At 69.2% G+C, this 20096-nt stretch carries 19 protein-coding genes; 7 read left to right on the forward strand and 12 right to left on the reverse strand.

Annotation, left to right across the window (positions count from 1 at the left end):
• Window positions 1–27 precede the first annotated feature (27 nt).
• Entirely contained in the window at window positions 28–243 is a 216-nt protein-coding gene (locus OH735_RS01940) for a hypothetical protein (RefSeq protein ID WP_406378883.1), read from the forward strand.
• Between the two features lie 113 nt (window positions 244–356).
• On the opposite strand, the gene OH735_RS01945 is transcribed toward OH735_RS01940, so the two are convergent.
• Together OH735_RS01945 and OH735_RS01950 are read right to left on the reverse strand one after the other, a co-directional pair.
• On the reverse strand, window positions 357–1565 hold the full coding sequence (locus tag OH735_RS01945) for an RNA-guided endonuclease InsQ/TnpB family protein (protein ID WP_406378884.1): 1209 nt from the start codon (window positions 1563–1565) through the stop codon (window positions 357–359).
• Window positions 1562–1723 (reverse strand): toxin-antitoxin system HicB family antitoxin, encoded by a 162-nt coding sequence (locus OH735_RS01950; RefSeq protein WP_406378886.1) that lies wholly within the window; start codon window positions 1721–1723, stop codon window positions 1562–1564. The genes OH735_RS01945 and OH735_RS01950 overlap by 4 nt, the downstream gene beginning before the upstream one ends.
• Before the next feature lie 135 nt (window positions 1724–1858).
• Here OH735_RS01950 and OH735_RS01955 point away from each other — a divergent pair, with 135 nt between their 5' ends.
• On the forward strand, window positions 1859–2857 hold the full coding sequence (locus OH735_RS01955; protein WP_406378888.1) for an aldo/keto reductase family protein: 999 nt from the start codon (window positions 1859–1861) through the stop codon (window positions 2855–2857).
• Window positions 2858–2964: 107 nt separating this feature from the next.
• Here OH735_RS01955 and OH735_RS01960 read toward each other — a convergent pair whose 3' ends face one another.
• From OH735_RS01960 to OH735_RS01990, 7 genes are all read right to left on the reverse strand, one after another.
• Complete coding sequence (locus OH735_RS01960; protein WP_406378890.1) at window positions 2965–4326, reverse strand: NAD(P)/FAD-dependent oxidoreductase; 1362 nt, start codon at window positions 4324–4326, stop codon at window positions 2965–2967.
• 133 nt (window positions 4327–4459) lie between these two features.
• Window positions 4460–4801 (reverse strand): hypothetical protein, encoded by a 342-nt coding sequence (locus tag OH735_RS01965; protein ID WP_406378892.1) that lies wholly within the window; start codon window positions 4799–4801, stop codon window positions 4460–4462.
• A 29-nt stretch (window positions 4802–4830) separates the two neighbouring features.
• On the reverse strand, window positions 4831–6531 hold the full coding sequence (gene ctaD / locus OH735_RS01970; RefSeq protein WP_406378894.1) for a cytochrome c oxidase subunit I: 1701 nt from the start codon (window positions 6529–6531) through the stop codon (window positions 4831–4833).
• A gap of 327 nt (window positions 6532–6858) precedes the next feature.
• On the reverse strand, window positions 6859–7596 hold the full coding sequence (locus OH735_RS01975; RefSeq protein WP_406378896.1) for a glucose 1-dehydrogenase: 738 nt from the start codon (window positions 7594–7596) through the stop codon (window positions 6859–6861).
• A gap of 194 nt (window positions 7597–7790) precedes the next feature.
• Window positions 7791–10010, reverse strand: a complete 2220-nt coding sequence (locus OH735_RS01980; protein WP_406378897.1) for an NADP-dependent isocitrate dehydrogenase — start codon at window positions 10008–10010, stop codon at window positions 7791–7793.
• Between the two features lie 115 nt (window positions 10011–10125).
• Window positions 10126–11199, reverse strand: coding sequence for a glutathione S-transferase family protein (locus tag OH735_RS01985; RefSeq protein ID WP_406378899.1), 1074 nt, complete (start codon window positions 11197–11199; stop codon window positions 10126–10128).
• Complete coding sequence (locus OH735_RS01990) at window positions 11196–12710, reverse strand: MFS transporter (protein ID WP_406378901.1); 1515 nt, start codon at window positions 12708–12710, stop codon at window positions 11196–11198. Before OH735_RS01990 ends, OH735_RS01985 begins: the two co-directional genes overlap by 4 nt.
• 207 nt (window positions 12711–12917) lie before the next feature.
• Here OH735_RS01990 and OH735_RS01995 point away from each other — a divergent pair, with 207 nt between their 5' ends.
• Complete coding sequence (locus OH735_RS01995; protein WP_406378903.1) at window positions 12918–13244, forward strand: CbiX/SirB N-terminal domain-containing protein; 327 nt, start codon at window positions 12918–12920, stop codon at window positions 13242–13244.
• Between the two features lie 84 nt (window positions 13245–13328).
• Here OH735_RS01995 and OH735_RS02000 read toward each other — a convergent pair whose 3' ends face one another.
• Window positions 13329–14051, reverse strand: coding sequence for a hypothetical protein (locus OH735_RS02000; RefSeq protein WP_406378905.1), 723 nt, complete (start codon window positions 14049–14051; stop codon window positions 13329–13331).
• A gap of 355 nt (window positions 14052–14406) precedes the next feature.
• Here OH735_RS02000 and OH735_RS02005 point away from each other — a divergent pair, with 355 nt between their 5' ends.
• The 3 genes from OH735_RS02005 to OH735_RS02015 all read left to right on the forward strand — a co-directional run bounded on the left by OH735_RS02005 (window position 14407) and on the right by OH735_RS02015 (window position 16893).
• Complete coding sequence (locus OH735_RS02005; protein ID WP_406386367.1) at window positions 14407–14796, forward strand: DUF2267 domain-containing protein; 390 nt, start codon at window positions 14407–14409, stop codon at window positions 14794–14796.
• A gap of 108 nt (window positions 14797–14904) precedes the next feature.
• On the forward strand, window positions 14905–15699 hold the full coding sequence (locus OH735_RS02010; protein ID WP_406378907.1) for a VOC family protein: 795 nt from the start codon (window positions 14905–14907) through the stop codon (window positions 15697–15699).
• Window positions 15700–15924: 225 nt separating this feature from the next.
• Entirely contained in the window at window positions 15925–16893 is a 969-nt protein-coding gene (locus tag OH735_RS02015) for a LysR family transcriptional regulator (RefSeq protein ID WP_406378909.1), read from the forward strand.
• Between the two features lie 188 nt (window positions 16894–17081).
• On the opposite strand, the gene OH735_RS02020 is transcribed toward OH735_RS02015, so the two are convergent.
• Complete coding sequence (locus tag OH735_RS02020) at window positions 17082–17492, reverse strand: RidA family protein (protein WP_406378911.1); 411 nt, start codon at window positions 17490–17492, stop codon at window positions 17082–17084.
• Window positions 17493–18007: 515 nt separating this feature from the next.
• Between OH735_RS02020 and OH735_RS02025 the strand changes: the two genes are divergently transcribed.
• Complete coding sequence (locus OH735_RS02025) at window positions 18008–19336, forward strand: FG-GAP and VCBS repeat-containing protein (RefSeq protein ID WP_406378913.1); 1329 nt, start codon at window positions 18008–18010, stop codon at window positions 19334–19336.
• An 85-nt stretch (window positions 19337–19421) separates the two neighbouring features.
• On the opposite strand, the gene OH735_RS02030 is transcribed toward OH735_RS02025, so the two are convergent.
• The gene (locus tag OH735_RS02030) at window positions 19422–19949 is read right to left on the reverse strand and encodes an SMI1/KNR4 family protein (protein WP_406378915.1); all 528 of its coding nucleotides are present in this window, start codon (window positions 19947–19949) and stop codon (window positions 19422–19424) included.
• Window positions 19950–20096: the final 147 nt, after the last annotated feature.

A 20096-nucleotide genomic window follows, 5' to 3' on the forward strand; every position in this document is an offset into this window, starting at 1 on the left:
CGACGGTTCGACGGCACCCGTCCGGCCGTGAACATCCAGGCATCCGGCAACCGGGGCGAGGAACTCATCGTCCCGGAAACCGAGTTGAGAGTGGTGTGCGGACTGCGGCACGCGCTGCACTCCAGGGATCCGCAGACCGCGCTCCACACGCTCCTGGACCGCATCCGGAGCACTCCGGACAACGCGGCCTTCCTCCGTACGTTCACCGCACCGTCCCGGATGCCTGAGCCTGTCCGAGCCTAGCCGGACGACGCAATAGCCTGGACGCCCTCGCATGATCCGTGGCCCACGAGCACAGGGAGAGCAGGCACGTGACTCCACCCACGCGTGAACGCGCGGGCTTCCTGCGTCGGTGGCTAGGCCACGTCGCAGAGGGCCAGCCCGGCCCTGTTGAGGACGTTCAGCGCGCCGACGTGGTCCGCGTTCGCGGTGAAGCCGCATGTCGTGCACTGGAACTTCGCTTGGGTGACGCGGTTCTCCTTGGCGACATGCCCACAGGACGGGCAGGTGCGGGAGGTGTTGCGGGGGGCCACTGCGATGACGGTCCGACCGGCGCTTTCAGCCTTGTTGGTGAGGATCGCGAGGAACACCCCCCAACCCGTGTCGAGGATCGATCGATTCAGTCCAGCCTTTGCGGCTCGCTGGTTCGGGAGGAAGACGCCGGGCTGTTCGGGGTCGGGTTTCGGCTTGGGGGTGCGGGTCATGACTACGGTGTTCAGCCGTTCATGCGCGATCGTGTCGTGGTCGCGTACGAGGGTGCGTGCGGTCTTGTGGGCGTGGTCCAGGCGCTGGCGCCGGATCTTCGCGTGGATCTTGGCGACCCTCCGTGCGGCGGCTCGGTGCGCCTTCGTGCGCCGCTTGGTGCGCTTGGGGAACGTCGCCAGGTGCCGTTGCGCCTCGGCCAGTTCTCCGGCCGCCATTTCGAGGAAGCGGGGGTTGGTGATGTGCTCGCCGTCGGAGGTGGTCAGGAAGTGGATGACGCCCATGTCGATACCGAGGACCGCACCAGTGGCCGACAGCGGCTCGACGGGCACCCCGCCGCACGAGAGGACCACGTACCAGCGGTCGCCTTCCCGCTTGATGCTGATCGTCTTCACGCGGCCCTTGACCAGCCGGTGCTGGTGCACGCGGACGTGTCCGACGCCTTGCAGGCGTACACGGGTCTGACGGTCGTGCGGGGTGGAGTCCCACCGGCAGCCGTCGCCGTCCTTGGGGAAGACGACGGTGTCGAAGTGGCCGACGCCTTTGAACCTGGGGTATCCGGGTGTGAGACCGGCCTTCACGCGGCGGAAGAACGCCTGGAATGCCTTGTCCAGGCGCCGAAGCGTGGCCTGCTGCGAAGAGAAGGACCAGCGGCCCTGACGCCCGGGGTCGAACGCCCGGATCTCCTTGAGCTGCGCCGACTGGTCCCCGTACTTGATGCCGGTCTTCGAGCTGTGCCGGTAGGCGTCCCGCCGTTCCTGAAGCGCGCCGTTGTACAGGGAGCAGTGATCGGCGAGCATGGCCCGCAGCGCGGCTTCCTGTCCGACAGTGGGGCGCAGAAGGAACTTGTAGGTACGGATCACCTCTGGCGCCTCCGCTCATGACGCAGGGCATCGGCGAGGAGAACACACGCCGCAGCGTTGATCGAGATGCCCGCCTCGTCGGCGTACTCCTCGACCTGTCGCTTCAGCTCCGGGGGGACACGCAGATTCAGCGACTCCCGGCGATCACCTCTAGCCACAACCAAAATGCTACCATACATGACGTTAAGTCAGGCTCAAGACCACTCCGCGCTGCTCCGCAGCACGGTCGCGGATTCGATTCCCCCCGCCCCACCCACCGGCTGAAGCCGGTGGTCCCCCTCGAAAGGAGTCTGATGGAATTCCGCCGACTCGGCCGCAGCGGCCTGACCATCAGTGAGATCGCCTACGGAAACTGGCTCACCCACGGCTCCCAGGTGGAGGAGGACGCGGCGGTCGCCTGTATCCGTGCCGCGCTCGACGCCGGGATCACCACTTTCGACACGGCGGACGTCTATGCGCAGACGCGGGCCGAAGCCGTCCTGGGCCGGGCGCTCAGGAACGAGCGCCGCGAGGGACTGGAGGTGTTCACCAAGGTGTACTTCCCGACCGGTCCCGGCCACAACGACCGGGGGCTCGGCCGCAAGCACATCATGGAGTCCATCGACAACTCGCTGCGCCGCCTGCAGACGGACTACGTGGACCTGTACCAGGCGCACCGCTACGACCACTCGACGCCGCTGGAAGAGACCATGGAGGCGTTCGCCGACGTCGTCCGCTCCGGCAAGGCCCTGTACATCGGCGTTTCGGAATGGACGGCCGACCAGCTCCGGGAAGGCCACGGACTGGCCCGCGAGCTCCACGTCCCGCTGATCTCCAACCAGCCGCAGTACTCGGCGCTGTGGCGGGTCATCGAGAGCGAAGTGGTGCCCGCGTCGGAGGAGCTGGGCATCGGTCAGATCGTCTGGTCGCCGGTCGCGCAGGGCGCCCTCACGGGCAAGTACAAGCCCGGCGCGCCGCTCCCGGCGGGCTCCCGGGCGACGGACGACAAGGGCGGCGCGAACATGGTCGCCGGCTGGCTCCGCGACGACGTGCTGGAGCGCGTGCAGCAGCTGCGGCCGCTCGCCGACCAGGCCGGTCTGAGTCTCGCCCAGCTCGCGGTCGCCTGGGTACTGCAGAACCCCAACGTCTCCGCCGCGATCATCGGCGCCTCCCGGCCCGAGCAGGTGACGGAGAACGTCGGAGCGGCGGGTGTGACACTCGACGCGGAACTGCTGAAGAGCATCGACGACATCCTGGAACCGGTGGCGGAACTGGACCCGGGGCTGACGACCGGGCACGAGGGCAACCGCTGATCCAGCCGGCCGGGAAGTGCGCGCATTGCTGCCCCGGCCCGGAGCCGGTGGCCGTTTCCGATGTCTTCGGCCAGGGCATACGCCGTGTCCTGCCGAGCGGTTTCGGGTCAGGTGCGGGTGTGCAGCGAGGCGGTGTGCTCGCGGACCTGTGCCGGGGTGAGGTAGGAGTCCGTGTACTCGAAGTCACGCAGCTTGGCCGGATTCCGGTCCTGGAATCCGGTGCGTACGAAGTCGTCGCCCGCGATGGCGTTGAGCATCCAGTTGGTCATCACCCGCACCTTGGCCACATTGGTGCGCAGCGCCGACCAGTGGTAGCCGCGGGCGACGGCCTGGGCGGCGACTCCATGCATTTCGAAGCCGATCGGTTTGGAGACCGCGTCCTTGCCGCCGAGGTCCACGACGAGGCCGAGGTCCTTGTGGACGTACGGCTTGAGCGGCTGGTGCCGCAGCGTGGCGATGAGGTTGTCGGCGAGCCTGCGGCCCTGGCGCATGGCGTGCTGCGCGGTGGGCGGGCAGACCGCGCCGCCGCCCTTGCTCAGGTCCGGTACGGCCGCGCAGTCACCGAGCGCGAAGATGCCGTCGAAGCCCGGCAGGACCATCTCGGGCGTCACGGCCAGCCGGCCGCGTACCGTCTCCGCGTCGAAGGTGGAGACCAGCGGGCTCGCGGCGACTCCCGCCGTCCAGATCAGGGTGCGGCAGGGCACGACCCGGCCGTCGGTGAAGGTCACCCTCTCCGGTCCGGCCTCGGCGATGGACACCCCGAGCGACACGTCGATGCCGCGTCCGCGCAGCACCTCCAGGGCGCTCCGGCCGAGCTTGTCCCCGAGTTCGGGCATCAGTTTCGGGGCGATGTCGATGAGATGCCACTTGATCAGCTTCGGGTCGAGCCGCGGGTACTGCGTGAGCGCGTTCGTGGTGAGGCGCTGCAGGCACGCGGCCGTCTCCGTGCCGGCGTAGCCACCGCCGACGACCACGAACTGCAGGCGCGAGGCGCGCTCGTTCTCGTCGTGGCTGGCGTCCGCGAGGTCGAGTTGCGCGATCACATGATCGCGTACGTACGCCGCCTCGGCGAGCGTCTTCATGCCGCAGGCGTGGTCGAGCAGGCCGGGGATGTCGAAGGTACGGGTGACGCTCCCGGGGCTGAGGACGAGGTAGTCGTACGGCTCGTAGACGATCTCGTCGGTGATCTTGCGAATGACGCAGATCTTCGCCTTGGGGTCCACTCCGATGGATCCGCCCGGGATGATCCGGGTGCGGTGTTTGCGGCTGCGGCGCAGTGACACCGCGACCGACTGCGGGGTGAGCACACCCGCCGCCACCTGGGGCAGCAGCGGCAAGTAGAGCTGGTACGAGAACGGGGCGACGAGCGCGATCTCCGCCTCGCCGGGGATGAGGCCGCGCTCCAGGCGGCGTACGCATTCCACCCCCGCGAATCCGGCGCCGACAACGAGAATCCTGGGTCGTGCCACGGTATTCGTCCCTTCTCGGGCCTGCACGGTCGTCCGTTCGCCTGCCCCGTCGCACGCGCCCGTCCTCTCTCATCTTCACGAGCCGCGTCCGACTTCGCCTGCTGAGGACGGCGGACGGACGATGTCACCGGGGTCAGCGCACCAGGAGAGTGACCGCAGTACAGGTGCCGCCGACCGCGCCGGCGAGCACGACGCCGACGGCCACACAGCGCGCCCGCAGCCTGCGGTAGCGCGCTTCGTATTCATCGCGCAGTTCGGCGGCGCGGGCACAGATCCGGCAGAGCATGGCCCGTGACGCGGCGATGTGGTCCGCGGTGTAGACCCGCTGCACGTCCTCGCGCTGTGCCGTGGTGAGCCAGGGCAGCTCGTCGGTGAAGCGGCCCGCCCGTCGTCGTGCCTCCTCGACCTCGGCGTTCCACAGCAGGTAGCCCTCCAGCTGTGCCAGACCGCGGGCGGTGTCCTTGTCGGGGTCCACGCGCTCCTCCTCTCCGGGTACCGCTGTGCTCACGCCTGCTGGTCACGGTGGACGGCTTCGTCGAGGGCCCGTACCGCGGGGTGGTGCAGGTCGAACGCCGGGGATTCGGAACGGATCCGCGGCAGGGTGAGGAAGTTGTGCCGCGGCGGCGGGCAGGACGTCGCCCACTCCAGCGAACGGCCGTAGCCCCACGGGTCGTCGACCTCGATCTTCTTGCCGTACTTGGCGGTCTTCCACACGTTGTAGAAGAACGGCAGCATCGACAGGCCGAGCACGAACGAGGAGATCGTCGAAATCGTGTTCAGCGCGGTGAAGCCGTCGGCGTCGAGGTAGTCCGCGTAGCGGCGCGGCATGCCCTCGGCACCGAGCCAGTGCTGCACCAGGAACGTGCCGTGGAAGCCCACGAACAGCGTCCAGAACGTGATCTTGCCGAGCCGCTCGTCCAGCATCTTGCCCGTGAACTTCGGCCACCAGAAGTGGAATCCCGCGAACATCGCGAAGACCACGGTGCCGAAGACGACGTAGTGGAAGTGCGCGACGACGAAGTACGAGTCCGAGACATGGAAGTCCAGCGGGGGCGACGCCAGGATCACACCGGTCAGACCACCGAAGAGGAAGGTGACCAGGAAGCCGATCGACCAGAGCATCGGTGTCTCGAAGGACAGCGACCCCTTCCACATCGTGCCGATCCAGTTGAAGAACTTCACACCGGTCGGTACCGCGATGAGGAAGGTCATGAACGAGAAGAACGGCAACAGCACACCGCCGGTGACGAACATGTGGTGCGCCCACACGGTCGCCGAGAGGGCCGCGATGGAGATCGTCGCCCCGATCAGACCGAGATAGCCGAAGACCGGCTTGCGGCTGAAGACCGGAAGGATCTCGGTGACGATCCCGAAGAACGGCAAGGCGATGATGTACACCTCCGGGTGGCCGAAGAACCAGAAGAGGTGCTGCCAGAGCAGCGCGCCGCCGTTGGCCGGGTCGAAGACGTGCGCACCGAACTTGCGGTCGGCCTCCAGCACCAGCAGGGCCGCGGCGAGGACCGGGAAGGCCAGTAGGACGAGCAGGGCGGTCAGCAGGACGTTCCAGACGAAGATCGGCATGCGGAACATCGTCATGCCGGGGGCGCGCATGCAGATGATCGTGGTGATGAAGTTGACCGAACCGAGGATCGTACCGAAGCCGGAGAAGGCCAGGCCCATGATCCACATGTCGCTGCCGATGCCTGGCGAGCGGACCGCGTCGGTCAGCGGGGAGTAGGCGAACCAGCCGAAGTCGGCCGCGCCCTGCGGGGTGAGGAAGCCGGCCACGACGATGATCGAGCCGAAGAGGTACGCCCAGTACGCGAACATGTTCAGCCGCGGGAACGCCACATCGGGCGCACCGATCTGGAGCGGCATGATCCAGTTCGTGAAGCCCGCGAACAGGGGGGTGGCGAACATCAGCAGCATGATCGTGCCGTGGATCGTGAACGCCTGGTTGAACTGCTCGCTCGAAATGATCTGGAGCCCGGGACGGGCCAGCTCCGCACGCATGACCAGGGCCAGCGCACCACCGACGACGAAGAAGGCGAATGACGTGACGAGGTAGAGCGTGCCGATCGTCTTGTGGTCCGTGGTGGTCAGCCACTTGATGACGACGTTGCCCGGTTGCTTGGCGCGTACCGGAATCTCGTTCGCGTACGTCTCTTCTTCGTCGGCTGCCCCTGTTGTGCCCGTCGTCGTCACTGGGACGCTCCTTCGATTGTCATTCGCGAGTGGACCGCGCACCCGCCAGGGGCACCGCCTCCACCGGCCGACCGGCCGCTCCCGCGCGCGTCACGCCAGATTCCAGGTGCAGCAAATCAGCCGCGGGGCCCCTCTGTGCGGCCCTGCGCCCGCCGTCACGTGACTTTCACTCGTCAGGGCGTCCTCCGGTCCGGGCCTCCGCCCCGCACGCCCCCGCTCGCCTGCGCGCGCTCCGGGGCAGCCCGAACTGTCGTACCGGGCAACGTTGTTACCAGGTACGAAGGTGAACGCCCGGACCGGTGACCGGTCCAGGCGCCCCGACGTATCTCAGGCCAGCCCGCCCGTCGCGCGTACGTTCTGGCCGGTGATCCACCGGCCGTCGTGGCCGACCAGGAAGGCAACCACATCGGCCACGTCCGCGGGTTCGCCCAGTCGGCCGAGGGGGGTCATGCCCGCGACTGCTTCGAGCGCCTCCGGCTGGTTGGTGCCGCGCAGCAGCTCGGTGTCGGTCGCGCCGGGCGAGACGGTGTTGACCGTGATCCCGCGTGCTCCGAGCTCGTGGGCGGCGATGGCGGTGAGCTGTTCGACGGCGCCCTTGCTGGCGGCGTACGCGGAGATGCCGGGTCCCGGCCGCACGGTGTTCGCGGTGGAGATGTTCACGATGCGGCCGCCGTCGCGCATCCGCACCGCCGCGTGGCGGATCGTCATGAAGACCGCTCTGGTGTTGACCGTCATCACGCGGTCGAACACCTCCGGGTCGGTGTCCGCGATGAGGGACGGGGGGAGGCACAGTGCGGCGTTGTTGACCAGGATGTCGAGTCCGTCCAGCCGCTCCTCGGCGGCTTCCATCAGCTGCCGGGCCCCGTCCGGGTCCGCGAGGTCGAGACGGATGGCCGTGGCCGTGCCGCCGTTGTCCCGCACCGTGCGGACGACCTCCTCGGCCGCGTCGTCGCTGGTGGCGTAGTTGAAGACGACGTGCGCCCCGTCGCGGCACAGGCGCTCGACGATCGCGCGGCCGATACCCCGCGATCCTCCGGTGACCACCGCGTTCTTGCCTGCCGGCACGGTCTCTCCCCTCTCGACGAGCAGTTGATCCGGTCGTTCGAACCTACCGGCGCGGCGGCTCGTCGTACGCGATTACTCGGAGAACGAACCGCTGCGTACGCGACCGCCCCGGCCGGGCGTGATGCCGACCGGGGCGGAAGGAGCGAGGGGCGAGAGGTGGGGCGCCCAGACGCCCCACTCCCGTACCGGTCTTGTCAGCGCAGGCCGGCGATGGCCTGGGTGAACGTCGCCGACGGACGCATGACGGCCGCCGCCTTGGCCGGGTCGGGCTGGTAGTAGCCGCCGATGTCGGCCGGCGAGCCCTGCACCACGATCAGCTCGTCGACGATGGTCTGCTCCTGCTCACTCAGCGTCTTCGCCAGGCCGGCGAACGCCTGCGCCAGCTGCGCGTCGTCGGTCTGCGCCGCCAGCTCCTGGGCCCAGTAGAGGGCCAGGTAGAAGTGGCTGCCGCGGTTGTCGATGCCGCCCAGCTTGCGGCTCGGCGACTTGTCCTCGTTGAGGAAGGTGCCGGTCGCGCGGTCGAGCGTGTCGGCGAGGACCTGGGCACGCGCGTTGCCCGTGGTCTTCGCCAGGTGCTCGAAGCTGGCAGCGAGCGCGAAGAACTCGCCCAGGCTGTCCCAGCGCAGGTAGTTCTCCTTGACGAGCTGCTGGACGTGCTTGGGCGCGGAACCGCCTGCGCCGGTCTCGAACAGGCCGCCGCCGTTCATGAGCGGGACGACGGAGAGCATCTTCGCGCTCGTGCCCAGTTCGAGGATCGGGAACAGGTCGGTCAGGTAGTCGCGCAGCACGTTGCCGGTGACGGAGATCGTGTCCTCGCCGCGGCGGATGCGCTCCAGCGAGAACGCGGTCGCCTTCTCCGGCGACATGATCTCGATCTGCAGGCCGTCGGTGTCGTGGTCGGCGAGGTACGTCTTGACCTTGGCGATCAGCTGCGCGTCGTGGGCGCGGTCCTCGTCGAGCCAGAACACGGCCGGGGCGCCCGTGGCGCGGGCGCGGGTGACGGCGAGCTTGACCCAGTCCTGGATCGGCAGGTCCTTGGCCTGGCACATGCGGAAGATGTCGCCGGCGCCCACGGCCTGCTCCAGCACGACGTTGCCGCTGCCGTCGACGACCCGCACCGTACCGGTGGTGGGGATCTCGAAGGTCTTGTCGTGGCTGCCGTACTCCTCGGCCTTCTGCGCCATCAGACCGACGTTCGGCACGGAGCCCATGGTCGACGGGTCGAAGGCGCCGTTGGCGCGGCAGTCGTCGATGACGACCTGGTAGACACCCGCGTAGCTGCTGTCGGGGAGCACCGCGAGGGTGTCGGCCTCCTTGCCGTCCGGGCCCCACATGTGACCGGAGGTGCGGATCATGGCCGGCATGGAGGCGTCGACGATGACATCGCTAGGTACGTGCAGGTTGGTGATGCCCTTGTCGGAGTCGACCATGGCCAGCGCGGGGCCTTCGGCGAGCTCGGCCTCGAAGGACGCCTTGACCTCGGCGCCCTGGGGCACGGAGTTCAGGCCCGTGAGGATGGCGCCGAGGCCGTCGTTCGGGGAGAGGCCGGCCGCGGCGAGCACATCGCCGTACTTGGCGAAGGTGTTCGGGAAGAAGGCGCGGACCACGTGGCCGAAGATGATCGGGTCGGAGACCTTCATCATGGTGGCCTTGAGGTGGACGGAGAACAGCACGCCCTCGGCCTTGGCGCGGGCGACCTGCGCGGTGAAGAACTCGCGCAGGGCCGCGACGCGCATGACCGCCGCGTCGACGACCTCGCCCGCGAGCACCGGCACCGACTCGCGGAGCACGGTGGTGCTGCCGTCGTCACCGGCGAGCTCGATGCGCAGCGAACCGGCCTCGGCGATGACCGTGGACTTTTCGGTGGAGCGGAAGTCGTCGACGCCCATGGTCGCGACGTTCGTCTTCGAGTCGGCCGACCAGGCGCCCATGCGGTGCGGGTGCGTCTTGGCGTAGTTCTTGACCGAGGCGGGGGCGCGGCGGTCGGAGTTGCCCTCGCGCAGCACGGGGTTCACCGCGCTGCCCTTGACCTTGTCGTAGCGCGCGCGGACGTCCTTGTCCTCATCGGTCTGCGGGTCGTCCGGGTAGTCCGGAAGCGCGTAGCCCTGCGCCTGGAGCTCGGCGATGGCAGCCTTCAGCTGCGGGATCGAGGCCGAGATGTTCGGCAGCTTGATGATGTTGGCCTCGGGCGTCTTGGCCAGCGCACCGAGCTCGGCGAGCGCGTCGTCGATGCGCTGGCTCTCCTGGAGACGCTCGGGGAAGCCGGCGATGATGCGCCCGGCCAGCGAGATGTCACGGCTCTCGACATTGACCCCGGCCGTGGAGGCGTAGGCCTGGACGACGGGCAAGAACGAATACGTCGCCAGGGCCGGGGCCTCGTCGGTGTGTGTATAGATGATGGTCGAGTCAGTCACCCTGTGCTCCGCTCCACGTCTGCAACATTGCTTGACATCAAGATATCTCGTGGTCGCTGCCGACTCGACAGGGCCCTGCCCCCTGGTTCGACGGGAGCCGCCGCGGGTGCCCGGTTCAGGGACGCCCCGACGGCGGGACCTCCTCGCCGGGCGTCACCGGCCCGGGCGGGGTGCCGTCGCCGAACGGACGGCCGCCCAGCTCCTCCCGGTGATGCGGGGTCAGCCAGCCGGACAGCTCGGGGCCGACGGGCACGATGCCGGTGGGGTTGATGCCGGTATGGACCCGGTAGTAGTGCTGCTTGATGTGGTGGAAGTCGACCGTGTCACCGAATCCGGGGGTCTGGTAGAGGTCCCTGGCGTACGCCCACAGGACCCGGTCCTCGGCCAGTTTCGAGCGGTTACACTTGAAGTGTCCATGATAGACGGCGTCGAAGCGCACCAGCGTGGTGAACAGCCTGATGTCCGCCTCGGTGAGGGTTTCGCCGACGAGGTAGCGCCGGTCCGCGAGCCGCTCGGACACCAGGTCCAGGCGGCGGAACACATCCTCGTACGCGGCTTCGTAGTCGGACTGCTCCGCGGCGAAGCCCGCGCGGTACACGCCGTTGTTCACATCGCGGTAGACGCCCTCCATGACCTCGTCGATCTCGTCGCGCAGGGCTTCGGGATACAGATCGGGGGCGCCCTGCCTGTGCAGCGCGGTCCACTCTGTCGCGAAGTCCAGCGTGATCTGCTGGAAGTCGTTGGTGACGAGTCTGCCGCTGGGTACGTCGACGATCGCGGGCACGCTGACGCCGCCGGGGTAGTCCCGTTCCCGCGCGTCGTACGCCTCGCTGAGGTACCTGATGCCGAGCACCGGGTCCCGGCCGCCCTCGTCCAGGGTGAAGCGCCAGCTGCGGTCGTCCTGGATCGGATCGGCGACGGCCAGCGAGAGCGCTCCCTCCAGTCCGAGGAGGCGCCGGGACACGAGTGCGCGGCTCGCCCACGGGCAGGCGCGGCTGACGACCAGCCGGTAACGGCCGGCCTCGATGGGCCAGCCGTCGCGGCCGTCGGCGGTGATCCGGTCCGCGAAGTGGCTCCTGGAGCGTTTGAATGCCTTGTGCCCGTACGTCGCGTTGCCGTCGGGCGCGATGTCGGGCTCCGTGCCGAGGGTGTCTGTGCCGGTGGTTTCGCTCGGCTCGCCGTCCTTCATGGCGTTCTCCCTGCGGATGGAATGCGGACGTGTCGTTGTGGACGGCCCCTGCCCCGGCGTTCCCCGAACACGTCTGCCAGTGCGATGAGCAGGGCGGCCACGATGAAGGCGACCGCGACGACCAGTCCGTGGTCGTACGCGGTGGCCCACCCGTCGCCGCCGAGCTGGGCGAAGAACACCGAGCCGACCGCCGCGATCCCGATCGCCGAACCGACGCGCTGGCCGGTCTGGAGGGTGCCGCCGGCGCTCCCGGCCGTGGCCACCGGCACTTCGGACAGGGTCAGCGCCTGGTTCGGGGAGATGACCAGGCCGCTGCCCAGGCCGGCCAGCAGCAGCGGGGCCGCCATCGCCCATCCCGCGCCCCGCCCCGGCACCAGGTGCACGGCGAGCGCGGTGCCCGCCAGCCCCACGGTCACCGTGATCAGCCCGGCCACGACGAGGGGCCGTCCCAGCCGGCCGACCCACCGGCCGCCCGGGCCCGCCGCGACGGCCGAGCCCAGCGCGAAGGGCGTGATGGCGATCCCGGCCTGCAGGGCGGAGTAGTGCAGTCCGTTCTGCAGGTAGAGCGTGGTGATGAAGAAGATCGCGGTGAATCCGCAGAAGTACAGCAGGATCAGCAGGCAGCCGAGCCAGTAGGAGCGGACCCGGAAGAGCGACAGGTCGACGACGGGTTGCGTGCCGCGCCTGCCGCACCGGGACTCCCAGCCGATGAAGGCGGCGAGCAGCGCCGCGGCCACCGGGACCAGCAGCCATTTCCGGTCGCCCGGCCACTGCTGTGCCTGGACGAACGGCAGCAGCAGCGCCAGTACGCCCGCGCCGAGCAACAGGACCCCGAGGGGGTCCAGATCACGCAGTCGCACCCGGCCGGCCGAGGGGGTGTCCGGGAGCAGCCGCCGGGCCAGGAGGAGGCAGACGGCCCCGAGCGGCAGATTGACGTAGAACACCCAGCGCCAGCCCTCCTGGGCCCCGGCCGCCTGGATCAGCAGCCCGCCCGACAGCGGGCCCACGGCGGTGGAGATGCCGACCACGGTGCCGAACATGCCGAAGGCCCGGCCACGCTCCTGGCCGGAGAACATCTGCTGGATCAGCGCGGAGATCTGCGGCGAGATCATGCCTCCGGCGAGGCCCTGGACCAGCCGGGCGACGACCAGCCAGAGACTGGACTGGGAGGCTCCGCAGGCCGCCGACGCCAGGGTGAAGAGGGCCAGCCCGACCATGAACACCACGCGGCGCCCCCGCGCGTCACCGAGCCGTCCGGCGGGGATCAGGAACAGACCGAAGGCGAGTGCGTAGCCGGAGAGGACCCATTGCAGGTCGGACTCCGGGGTGTGGAGCCCTTCCCTGATCGACGGCAGGGCGACGTTGACGATGGATACGTCCAGCAGGGTCATGAACCCTGCGATCAGACACACCGTGAGCGCCTGCCATCGGCGCGGGTCGGGGGTGCCGGGGCCGGCGGCAGAGTGATCACCCCACCCCGCAGCACCCTGGTGAGCTGCACTCTCTGCCATGGCTCGCACCCTAGGACGAAGCGGCCCGATACTCATCCCGGCAGGGCCGCGACGGCGGATTTTCCGGCATCGGACGGCGGTCTCCCCCGCCTCGCACGTCGCGGTGCACGGCCGGCGCTCGGCCCGGACCCGCTGCTCGCCGCCGCTCTCGGCGACAAGCTCGCCGAGGCGGGGTGGTCGCGGACACGGTCCGGGTCGGATGCCGTCGTGCTCACGGCCGCCGGGTCCACCGATCCGGCGGCCGGTGCGGACACCGTGCTGATGACCGGCCTGCTCCGGCAGCGGCTCGGGCACCCGGTCGTACCCGCCTACCTCTGTGCGAGTACGCCGACTCCGGCCGACGCGGTGGAGTCCCTGCGCGTGGCGGGCCACCGCCGGGTGGCGGTGGCCCGCTTCCTGATGGCCCCGGGCCACTTCGCCCCTCGCGCGGGGCGAGCCGGCGGCTGCCTCACCTCAGCGCCGCTCGGCGCGCACCCGGACGTGGCGCGGCTGGTACTGAAACGCTTCGACGAGGCGGCCGGGGGCACGGCGTAACGCAGAAGTACCGCCCGTCCTTTCCTGTGACGGACCGGCCGGGCGCCTGGCTGCCGCGTGGCCGCGTACGCCGGACCCGTGGACTCACCGTCGCGCGGTCCCCGGATTCTGCCGCTCCGGGGGCATGGTCACTCCGCGCCGCTGGCTGGCGGTGTGCCTGCGCAGGTTGTCGACCTGCTCGACGAGGCGGTCGACGCGGTCGGCGAGGTCGCGATGGTCCTCCAGGTGGAAGCGCGCGTTGGCGAGCGGCCCGATGAGACGGGCGGGGTCGTCGCCGCCGAGGGCGTCGTTCAGCTCGTCGACGGCTGCGGCGGCCCGCTCGGGAAGGCCGGCGAGGGAGGTGATCCGGCCGGCGAGCCGACGCAGGTCCGCCGCGTTGTCCCGCGCCCAGGCGGCGACCGTGCGGTTGGCGGCGCGGCGGTCGCGGGTGGCCTGTACCCGTTGTTCGCCGGTGGTGCCCAGCGGGCCGGTACGCAGCCGCAGATAGCGGCGTTCGGCGGCCTGCCGGCTCGTGACGCCGAGCGGCTGGGCGATCTCGGCCCAGCTGGCTCCGGCGTCGCGGGCGACCTCGATGAGCGACGGCTCCCATACCGCGAGCCGCCGGCGTACGTCCCGGAGCAGCAGGAGTGCGTCCAGCGCGTCCGCGCGCTCGGGCGCGACGGCTGCGGGTTCCGGGCCGTCGGGCGTGCAGGCCTGCCGCAGGACGGCGTCGATCGTGCCGAGCGCGGTGACAGCAGCGAGGAGCGAGGCCGGAACACCGGCGGTGCCGGGGATCTCGGCTGAGGCATGCGCGTCGACTTCGGTCACGGACCAGCCCTCCCGGACGCATGCGTGTCATCGTTCGCATGACATCACACTTGTCATCCTTTGGATGACATGCTACAACCGAGTTGGGGGTATGACGAGATTGTCCGGACTTGCCCTGAAGGTGATCCGTGATGCTGATGCGCACCGGCCCCTCCGCGAACCCGATCGGCTCACCCGGGAGGCCGGCCCGCCCGGGGCCCGGATCACGACCGATCCGGAGTACCGGCTCCGACAAGCGGATCACCGCCTGACACGTTGGATCGATGGACCGCGGAGGGCGGGGTACACGCCCCTTCCCCCTTCCTCGCCCCGCACTCCGCCCGTGGTCCACGGGAAGGGACCTGCGTTGACGCACATGCGATGGCAGGCGTTCCTCGAAACGGTCCAGGAACGGGGCGCCTATCCCACGCCCCAGGAAGCGGAACGGGCCGCTCGCGTAGTCCTGGCGCTGCTCGGGGCACATCTGGTCGGCAAGGAGCGGAGCGAGCTGGCCGCCCGGCTCCCCGAAACGTTCGCGCTGATCCTGCTCAACCCGCTGCAGGCCGCCGAACCACTCACCCCCGAACGGTTCCTACGCGCCACCGCCGCGTGGGTCGAGGGCGCCACCGAGCAGACCGCCGCCTGGGACACCAGCGCCGTTCTCAGCGTGGTGGCCGACGCCTGCGACGAGGATCTCCTGCACCGCGTCCTGTTGCAGCTTCCCCCCGGATACGACGTCCTCTTCGGTCGCCCCGTGTCCGGCTGAGAGGCCGGTGGTGACCGGTACGCCCTGGTCGTCCGAAGGCGCCACCGGTCGCCGGAAACGCCCCGGCGCCCACCGCGCGGACGGCGCGTCGACCGGAAGGAGCATCGAATGTCGGCCTTCGAACGGATCACGCCGGTGACCGGCGCACCGTGCTGGGTGAACCTGATGACACACGATCTGCCTGCCGCACAGACCTTCTACGCGTCGGTCATGGACTGGGACTTCCGTGACAGCGACCTCGGCAGCGATTTCTCGGTGGCCACGGCGAACGGCAAACCCGTTGCCGGGGTCGGATCGCGCTGCCCCTGCAGCGGCCCGCCCACGGTCTGGACGCCGTACTTCGCCGTGAAGCACGCCGATGAGACGGCGGACCGGGTCAAGGAGCGTGGCGCGACCCTCGAGAACGGGCCGCTGGACCTGGGCGAGGGGCGAGCAGCGCTCGCCACCGACCGCGACGGGGCCGTCTTCGGTTTCTGGCAGGGCCCCGCCCTGGCCTGGTCGGTCGGGTACGGCGGCGCTCCCGCCCGGCTGGATCTGCAGACGCGTGACGCCTTCGAGGCCGCCGTCTTCTACACAGCGGTCTTCGGCTGGGCCAGACCGCCCGGCGGCTGCATGGTCGACTACGCGCAGGACCATGTCTTCGTCCAGGTCGCCGGGCGTACGGTCGTCACCCTGCGCGGCGGGGGCGACGAATCCGCCCCGGACCCGAAGATCCGGCCCCGTTGGATCGTGGACTTCCACGTCCCGGACATCGAGCGGACCGCGGCGGCGGCGAACGCCGCCGGGGGCGAGTTCTCACCGGTCGCCTCCGCGCACGCCGGTTCCCCGAAGACCGCGTACGTCATTCGCGACCCGGACGGCGGTCTCTTCACCGTGTCCGAGGTAGAGCGACCGGAGACGTAATACGGACCCGCCATAACGAACGGACCCGCCCGCGCATGCTGCCGCGTCCGCCACAGCTGCGCCACGGTGGGCGCTGCCGCCGGCTGTCGGAGGCTGATGTGATCGTGCTCGTGCGGATCAACGATGTTCGGGTCTCCGAATCACTCCGGCCGCACCGTCACGGCATCAAACAACCGACTCCCGGGCGAGCCACAACCATCAGTTGTGCACATTTATGCTGGATCAATGGATACGGAGGCGGTGCGATCGTTCGTCCGCGCGGCCGAGCTCGGACAGCTGCAACACGCGGCCGACGAGCTCGGCGTAACGCAACAGGCCGTGTCGAAGCGGATCGCAACCCTCGAGCGCGAACTCGACGTCCGGTTGTTCACCCGCACCGCCCGAGGGGTCGAGCTGACACTTGACGGCCAAGTTTTCCTCGCGCACGCCCGGAACATCATCACGGATGTCGATCGCGCCATCACCGCGATCAGACCGGGCTCGCGGGCCCTTCGGATCGACGTTCTCGGCTTGCGATCCGCGCAGGCCGTCGTCCTGCACGACTATTGGCGGTCGCATCCCGAAACCGACCTCGACGTGGTGACCCTCAGGGTCAACGACCCGCGCGTGGCGGTCACCGCCGTCCAAACAGGCGATATCGACGCCTCGTTCCGCTCGGTCACCGATCCGGCCACACTGCCGCGCGACGTGCAAATGATCCACGCGTTCGACTCCCCGCTGGAACTCCTCGTCGGCCCGAGGCACCCGCTCGCCTCCGCACGAACACTGACACCATCCCAGCTGCGCCGGCACCGGATCTGGGTGCCGGGCATCGCGCCGCGAAGCGAATGGGCAGAGTTCTACGATCAGCTCGCCACCGAGTTCGACCTCCGCATTGACGCCGCGGGCCCGAACTTCGGCAATGAGGTACTCCTCGACATCCTTGCGGACTCCGCAGACGTGGCAACCCTCGTAGGCTCGCGAGACCGGTACATCTGGCCGACGAACCACGACCTACGCCGCATCCCGATCGTGAATCCGACGCTCGCATACCCGCTCTCGCTCATCTTCCCCCGAGCGAACCCACACCCAGGACTCCAGGCAATCATCAACCACTTCCGAAGCCTGGCACCGCTCCCCGAGACAGTCTGGCTACCATCCTGGGCAACGACACCACGCCGCAGCGACGGAAACATCGAACACACCCGCCGCTAACGGTCACTTCCAGCGAACGCTTCCCTCCGGACAGCATCAGACAGCAGACTCACCCTCACGGCCTTCGTCGTGGTCACGTGCACCTTGGTCGGAGCACAGGATCAGACGAAGGCCGCCCCCACGTACGACGAATACCCAGCATTGCTTCCCAGTTCGAGACGTCGTTGGAGACCTGTCGGCGAGCAGACTCAGTCAGGCAGCGCCACGGTGAGATCCACCTCGACGAGTTGTCCGGAAAAGCCCAACTGGGTGACGCCCAGCAACGTGCTGGCGGTGGTGAACGCCGGGCCGATGGCAGAGTCGATGAGCCGATCCCACACAGCCCCCAGGACGTCCCTGTCGTCGCTCCGCACGTAGATCACTGACCGCACTACATGTTGCGGCTGAGCGCTCACGGCTGCGAGAGCAACGGACGCGTTCGCCACAACCTGGTCGACCTGTGTCTCAAAGGAGCCGGCTCCGACAAGGGCACCATTTCCATCAAGCGGACACTGCCCCGCAAGATGGGCCGTGCGGCCGGCCTCAACCACGGTGACATGGTGGTAGCCAGGCGTCTGATGCAACTGCTCGGGGTTGATACGAGTGATCTTCTCAGTCATGCCTGCGAGTCTGACCAGTACGCATGCCAGCATGCACCTCAATTCCACCCACCGGCAGGCACTCTGCAGCGGCCCAAAGTTAAAAAACAAGATCAGTTCCTGTTCCTAAACTGCATTGACGGGTGGCCTCGGGCCCTACGCCGGCGTGGTGTCCGGGAGCGGGTGTGCGGGGGCTGCGGTGAACAGCTGAGGCCGGGAGCGCGGCAGGCAGTGGCGGCGGGACCGCCGGCTGCGGAAGCGGGTGACGGCGGACCTGGGCGCCGAGGGTCCGTGGCCCGTGCCGGTCCCGGAACGGCCGGACGGCAGGGCGGCAGGGCGGCAGGGCGGCAGGGCGGCTGTGCCCCGTACCGGCGTGGGCACCACCGTACGGTCCGCCTGACCGCCCGCACAACCATTCGGGGGCGGCCCCGGTCCAACTCCACGTGCGGAAACGACTTGTCACCACCCTGGCCCTGACCGCGGCAGCCGCCTGCGGGGCCCCCGGGGTCGTACCCGACTCCACCGTCTCACCGAGCGTGACGCAGCCCCCCACAACCACGAAGCGGCCTGCGGCCGACCCCGACACCGCCGGGGCCCACGCCGACTTCGACGGCGACGGGAAAGAGGATCTCGTCATCACCGATACCTCGGCCACGGTCAACGGCAAGTACGCCGCCGGCTACGCGGCCGTGGTGCACGGCTCGACGGCCGGACCCGACACCCAGCGCCACCAGGTGATCACCCAGGACAGCCTCGACCTCGGCAAGGCGGGCACCGGCGGCCGCTTCGGCAGCGGTGCCATCTCGGCCGACCTCGACGGCGACGGCCACAGCGACCTCATCACGCAGGCCGGCAGCAATACGGTCTTCGTGGTCTGGGGCGGAAAGAAGAAGCTCTCCGGAGCGGCCAGGCTGACCGGCGCCAGGCCGGTCGCCGGCGACTTCGACGGCGACGGCCACGCCGACCTCGTCACGAGCAGGAGCACGGACTCCAAGGCGATGGTCCGGTTCGGCCCGTTCACCCGGACGGGCAAGCCCGCCCGTACGAAGACGCTCGACCTCACCCCAGACAAGCCGTCGTACTACACCCCCCGGCCCACCGGGGTCGGCGACGTGAACGGCGACGGCACGGACGATCTGGTGGTCACCTGGTCGCACGTGTTCGCGGACGAGATGCCGACCCCCCGCGCCACCGTTGTGTACCGCGGAGCGGCCAACGGCGTACTGAAGAAGGGTCCGCGCCTCAAGGACGCGCGCGGCAAGGACATGTACGGCTCGACCACCCTCACGTCCGACGTGAACAAGGACGGCTTCGCCGATGTGATCGTCAGCCTCACCTGCGAAATCATCGGCGACGTAGCCACGCCCGAGGGCGGCAGCCGGCTGATGGTCGCGTATGGCGGAAAGAGCGGACAGAGCACCAGCCTGAAGCCCACGACGATCAACGAGAAGACACCCGGGCTGCCGGGCAAACCGGTCTCCTCCCAATGCGACTTCGGTTACGCACCGACGACGGGTGACGTGAACGGCGACGGTTACGCCGACGTCGCCTTCAGCGCCCCGGCCAAGGGCAACAAGATGGTGACCGTGGTGCTGCGCGGCGGACCGACGGGCCTGACCGGCAAGAACGCGAAGAGCCTGTCCGGCCTCCCGATGCGGCCCATACTGGCGATCCAGGACCTGAACGGCGACGGCGCGGCCGAACTGGCGGTCGGCACGTGGTACGCGAGCGGGGCCGACGACACGGTGCGGGTTCTGCGCGGCGGCCCGTCCGGCATCAGCACCTCCAGGCCGACGCTCATCGGGCCCGCAGATCTGGGACTGAAGCCGGCGCCGGGGAACAGCAGCTCCGAATTCGGCCACTGAAACAGCCGGCCGCCGCTACCGGGCACGGGGCTACTGCTCTACCGGCCGGTAGAGCATTATGCGGCGAAGGTGAGTGCCCAGGCACTCAGCGGCAGAGCTCCATGATGGTGTCATCGAATTCGGGGAACTCCTGGGCGGCCAGGTCGATCACGGTAGCGGCGGACCGATGCCGGCCCGGTGCGAACTGTTCAGCGATGGCCGTCAGATCGCGGTTGGGGCGCGGGATCCAGTCAGGCCCATAGGAGGTGGCCGCCTCCCAGGGGCCGAAGCCGCCTGCCAGCAGCCACAGAAAGTCGCCCAGATCACGCGCCACAACGCCCGTCTCCCCCTCGGACCCGAGGAAAACAACGGGTTGATCGGCCAGTGGCCGACTCGGGCGGATCAGCCAGAACGCCGCATACCCGCCCGCGCCATCCTGGCCGAAGACGCGGAAGCCGACGCCGTCCAGTTCACCGTTGCCGGTCCATGCCCGGAACCAGTCGGTGGTCTCCTCAGCGGACAGGAAAGCCCCGAAAGGCTCGAAGTCGACCCCGTCGCCGCCCGCGTAGTCAAACGGTACGGCCATCGCAGCGGCGAGCGCGGCGGGGAACTGTCGATCATCGGTAGGCGTCACTCACACAGGCTAGCGACACGGCAACCGGCCTCGCTCACAGGGCAGAGCGCTCCCCTCTCTGTCAGCCTTGGGTGGCCGCCCCCACCCCACGGCCCGCCTCCCTCACAGACGGCGGGTCGTCCCAGCATCGCCATCTTCAAGATGCCG

The sequence above is a fragment of the Streptomyces sp. NBC_01618 genome (genome assembly GCF_045209435.1).
Lineage (GTDB): Bacteria > Actinomycetota > Actinomycetes > Streptomycetales > Streptomycetaceae > Streptomyces.